Genomic DNA, 4459 nt, shown 5'->3' on the forward strand with positions numbered 1-4459 from the left:
AAGTCACTCACCTGGGATCGTGGCATGGAGTTGGCGAACCACAAAGACTTCACAATCGCCACGGACGTGAGGGTCTACTTCTGCGACCCACGGAGTCCTTGGCAGCGCGGTACCAACGAAAACACGAACCGACTTCTGCGCCAATACTTGCTTCACGGCACGCAACTCGATCAATATTCGCAGGCTGCGCTAAACAAAATCGCCGCGCGACTAAATGAAAGGCCGAGAAAGACCTTGGGCTTCATGTCTCCGGCCGATAAACTACGTGAGGCTGTTGCAGCGACCCATTGAACGTGCCGCCGCGTACTTTGCAAAGGGATAAAGGCAAGGTACGCATTCATGCGAGCCCATATCAATGAGCATTGTTTGCGCACGATGTGTCGGGTGCTTGGCGTACATCGCAGCGGCTATTACGCTTGGCAACGTCAGTCGGACAGCAAGCGTAAGCGCGAAGACGATCGACTGCTGGGGCTGATCAAGCATCAGTGGCTGGCCAGCGGTAGCGTCTACGGTTACCGCAAGGTCACAATAGATTTGCGTGAATTGGGCGAGACATGCAGCCGTCACCGCGTGCTTCGGCTGATGCATGGCGAGGGCCTACGAGCTGAGGTGGGGTACGGCGGCAAACCACGTTACCGTGGCGGTCCGGTCGGTTTGATTGCCAATGTATTGAATCGGGACTTTGCGCCTGACGCGCCGAATAAGGTTTGGGTAACAGATATCACGTACATCCGGACCTATGAGGGGTGGCTGTATCTGGCAGCGGTCATGGATTTGTATTCGCGGCAGATCGTTGGCTGGGCGACGCGATCCACCATGACCAGTGGTCTGGTATTACAGGCGCTGTTGGCTGCGGTATGGAAACGCAAGCCGGAACCAGGCGTTATGATTCATTCAGATCAAGGTAGCCAGTTCACCAGTGATGACTGGCAGTCGTTTCTGAAGGCTCATCATATGGTACCGAGCATGAGTCGGCGCGGTAACTGCCACGATAATGCCGTAGCAGAGAGCTTCTTCGGGGCGTTGAAAAAGGAACGAATAAAACGGCGAATCTATCCGACCAGGGCGATGGCAACTACGGACGTGTTCGATTACATTGAGATGTTCTACAACCCAATTCGCCGACACGGCTTCGTGGGCCACCTGTCGCCCGTCGAGTTTGAGCGGCGCAATGCGTTAAACGGCTCGTAAGTGTCTATCAAACTCTGGCCAGTTCAAGCTACAATATTCGAATACTGTAGTGCAGCGGCTCGGCCTAACAAGGTTTTCCAGGGTTACTTATGCTTTGACGCAGGAAGATCATTGGCAGTTCCAACGATCTACACTGGAAGATCTGCTATCCGGAGTGCCATTGACGCTAACAAATAGATTCGAAATCTAGGTCACAGCTTCCGGGGCGCTGGTAACAATCCACGTACTTGGTGTCGTCACCATGGGGGCTACGCGCATCTCTCGCATCCTTCGACGATTAGAGTTTGAGCACTAGCTGACTTCGTATGTAGCTTCGCGCTATATGTAGCCTAAGAGTAAGCGTCCAGCCAGTACATCTTCTCCGTCCGATCTAAAAGCGCGAGGATTGCCGATTTCATAACGGAGTCGGATGCGATGAGAGAAGAGCCGGATGTAGTCGAGGTCAAGCCGTCGACAGCACGTCGACGCTTCAGTAAGACGTTCAAGCGGGAGTTGGTGGAACAGACGTTGCGCCCCGACGTCTCGATGGCCGCGGTGGCGTTAGCCAACGGCCTCAACACGAACCAGCTTGCCCGGTGGCGGCGCGAGTATTTATTGGATACGGGTGCCAGTCCGATGCCGTTGCCCGCACTGGTACCCGTCAGGATGATCGAACCCGCTCCACTCGCGGCGTCTCAGCCTGGGGCCACCCCGCCCGTGTCAGGCGAGATCGAGTGGCGGCAGGGGGCGAACACGATCGTGCTGCGTGGCACGGTCGATGAGGACGCGTGGCGCTTGCTGCTGGTTCATCTACGAGGCGCACGTTGATCGGTCTGCCCGGTGGCACGCAGGTCTGGCTGATCGCCGGTGCCACCGACATGCGCCGGGGCTTCAACGGCCTGGCCGCCATCGTCCAGAACACACTCGCCTCGAACCCCTTCGGCGGCCACGTGTTCGTCTTCCGCGGGCGCCGCGGCGATCTCATTAAAGTGCTCTGGTGGGACGGCCATGGCCTGTGTCTGCTGAGCAAACGTCTGGAGCGCGGGCGCTTCGTCTGGCCCCAAGTTGCCACCGGTGGCGTGCATTTGACCGCCGCGCAGCTCGCGATGCTGCTAGAGGGCATCGACTGGCGCCACACGGTACGCACCGCCCCGACGCTGGCTGCGTGAGGCGGAGGTTGTAAACGTCCCGCGGCGCCGGTAACATGGCGGCCATGGCCGCGTCACGTCCCCCTCCCGATCCCTTGCCCGACGACGTCGAGGCGCTTAAACGCATGGTCGAGCGCCTGAGCGGCGAGGTCCGCGCACTCGAAGTGGCCGCCGACGTGCGCTCGTTGCTCATCGAGAACCTGCAGATCCAGATCGCGGCGCTGCGGCGGGCGATGTACGGCCGTAAATCCGAGAAGATGGAACAGGAGGTCGGGCAACTCGAGCTCAAGCTCGAGGAGGTGCTGCTCGACAAGGGTGAGGATCCGCCTCCGCAAACGCCCGAGACCATCGAGCGGACCCAACGCACGCGCAAGCCCCTGCCCGAGCATCTGTGCGGGCAATGGCATCGGACTGGCACCCGTACCCAATAAATACTCGCGCCGCCATCGGGCAAGCTGGTTCGTGTTGAGGCCGTTGGCTAACGCCACCGCGGCCATCGAGACGTCGGGGCGCAACGTCTGTTCCACCAGTTCCCGCTTGAACGTCGTGCTAAAGCGTCGACGTGCTGTCGACGGCTTGACCTCGATTACATCCGGCTCTTCTCTCATCGCTTCCGATCCCGTTATGAAATCGGCAATCCTCGCGCTTTTAGATCGGATGGAGAAGATGTACTGGCTGGACGCTTACGTTGAATCGTGCACCGTCCACAATTTCCCGTGAGATTGCGCGTAACGGTGGAGCAACCCGTTATCGGGCTCTGGAAGCGGACGAGAGAGCCTTGAAGGTCAGCCTGCGGCCCAAACGTTGCCTGCTGGAGCAGAACCCGCGCTTGCGCTACGCTGTCGAACGTAAGCTTTCTCGCGAATGGTCTCCGGAACAAGTAAGCGGCTGGCTTAAGCTTCGATATACCGATAACGAGTCGATGCGCGTGTCTCACGAAACGATCTATCGTAGCCTGTTCGTGCAGGCGCGCGGCGGTCTAAAGAAAGAGCTGCAGTATCATTTGCGAACCAAACGCAAGATGCGTCATTCACGCTTTTCCAGCACCAAGGGCGTTCGCAACAAGATAGCTGATGCCGTTTCAATTCACAAGCGACCGCCCGAAGCGGCCGACCGCGCGATACCTGGTCACTGGGAAGGAGACCTTGTCAGTGGCGCCAACAATACTCACGTCGCCACGCTGGTTGAACGGCGCTCGAGGTTCACCATTCTAGTGAATGGTAAAGGGAAAAGATACGGTGAGCGTTATAGCCGGGCTAAAACGCGAGGTGAGGCGGTTGCCGCAGCATCTGCGCAAGTCGCTCACCTGGGATCGTGGCATGGAGCTGGCAAACCACAAAGACTTCACGATCGCCACGGATGTGAAGGTCTACTTCTGCGATCCACGAAGTCCCTGGCAACGAGGTACCAACGAAAACACGAACAGGCTTCTGCGCCAATATTTGCTTCACGGTACGCAGCTCGATCAATACTCGCAGGCTCGGTTGAACAAAATCGCAGCGCGCCTGAATGAACGACCGAGAAAGACCTTAGGCTTCATGTCTCCGGCCGATAAACTACGGGAGGATGTTGCAGTGACCCATTGAACCTACCTGGCAAGCTTCAGAATCTCGTTGGCACGGCGCAATTCCTTGACCTCGCGTTCTAACGCTTTTACGCGTTCCCGTTCAGTGCTGGGCACGCCATCCCGCTCGCCACTGTCCACTTCCTCCCGCTTGACCCACTCAAGCAGCGTATGGCTGGAACAGCCGATCATGGGGGCAATCGATCCAACTTCCGCCCACAGTGATGCATGCTCGCCACGCTGCTCGCGCACCAGACGAACGGCCCGTTCACGGACTTCTGAAGCGCCCCGGATATCGAGGAGGCGGGTTGGTTTAAGTTAAAACAGCTTTTTCGCACTCGCTGGCGATTTTACGCCAGTAGTTGGCTTCCGCTTCTGCCGGTGGGATGTACCCGATGGGTTCGAGCAGTCGGATATGGTTGAACCAGTGCACCCATTGCAATGTGGCAAGTTCCAGTGATTCCCGGGATTTCCACGGTGCTCGACGATGAATCAGTTCCGTCTTGTACAGACCGTTGATGGTTTCAGCCAGCGCATTATCGTAGCTGTCGCCACGGCTCCCCACCGACGGTTCGAT

5 protein-coding genes and 4 pseudogenes are annotated in these 4459 nt (G+C 57.9%); 6 read left to right on the plus strand and 3 right to left on the minus strand.

Annotated elements, in window-relative coordinates; all coding sequences use genetic code 11:
* From OVY01_RS17655 to OVY01_RS17675, 5 genes and pseudogenes are all read left to right on the plus strand, one after another.
* On the plus strand, window positions 1-291 hold a 291-nt coding region (locus OVY01_RS17655), incomplete at its 5' end, for an IS30 family transposase (RefSeq protein WP_267848895.1).
* 6 nt (window positions 292-297) lie between these two features.
* Window positions 298-1191, plus strand: a pseudogene (locus OVY01_RS17660) (IS3 family transposase); the annotation flags it as partial.
* Window positions 1192-1605: 414 nt separating this feature from the next.
* A complete protein-coding gene (gene tnpA / locus OVY01_RS17665; protein ID WP_267848896.1) occupies window positions 1606-1998 on the plus strand; it encodes an IS66-like element accessory protein TnpA in 393 nt (130 codons plus the stop codon).
* Complete coding sequence (gene tnpB, locus OVY01_RS17670; protein ID WP_267848897.1) at window positions 1995-2339, plus strand: IS66 family insertion sequence element accessory protein TnpB; 345 nt, start codon at window positions 1995-1997, stop codon at window positions 2337-2339. The genes tnpA and tnpB overlap by 4 nt, the downstream gene beginning before the upstream one ends.
* Window positions 2340-2383: 44 nt before the next feature.
* Window positions 2384-2749, plus strand: coding sequence for a transposase (locus tag OVY01_RS17675; RefSeq protein ID WP_267848898.1), 366 nt, complete (start codon window positions 2384-2386; stop codon window positions 2747-2749).
* 30 nt (window positions 2750-2779) lie between these two features.
* Here the strand turns inward: OVY01_RS17675 and OVY01_RS23340 are convergent.
* Window positions 2780-2926 (minus strand): annotated as a pseudogene (locus OVY01_RS23340) (transposase); the annotation flags it as partial.
* A gap of 80 nt (window positions 2927-3006) precedes the next feature.
* Here OVY01_RS23340 and OVY01_RS23345 point away from each other — a divergent pair.
* A pseudogene (locus OVY01_RS23345) lies at window positions 3007-3904 on the plus strand (IS30 family transposase); the annotation flags it as partial.
* A gap of 8 nt (window positions 3905-3912) precedes the next feature.
* On the opposite strand, the pseudogene OVY01_RS17690 reads toward OVY01_RS23345, so the two are convergent.
* Both OVY01_RS17690 and OVY01_RS17695 read right to left on the minus strand, forming a co-directional pair.
* Window positions 3913-4176 (minus strand): annotated as a pseudogene (locus tag OVY01_RS17690) (IS3 family transposase); the annotation flags it as partial.
* Window positions 4177-4195: 19 nt separating this feature from the next.
* Window positions 4196-4459, minus strand: a 264-nt coding sequence (locus OVY01_RS17695; RefSeq protein WP_267848900.1) for an integrase core domain-containing protein, incomplete at its 5' end; no start/stop codon positions are given.

This window comes from Robbsia betulipollinis (assembly GCF_026624755.1).
GTDB classification, from domain to species: Bacteria; Pseudomonadota; Gammaproteobacteria; order Burkholderiales; family Burkholderiaceae; genus Robbsia; species Robbsia betulipollinis.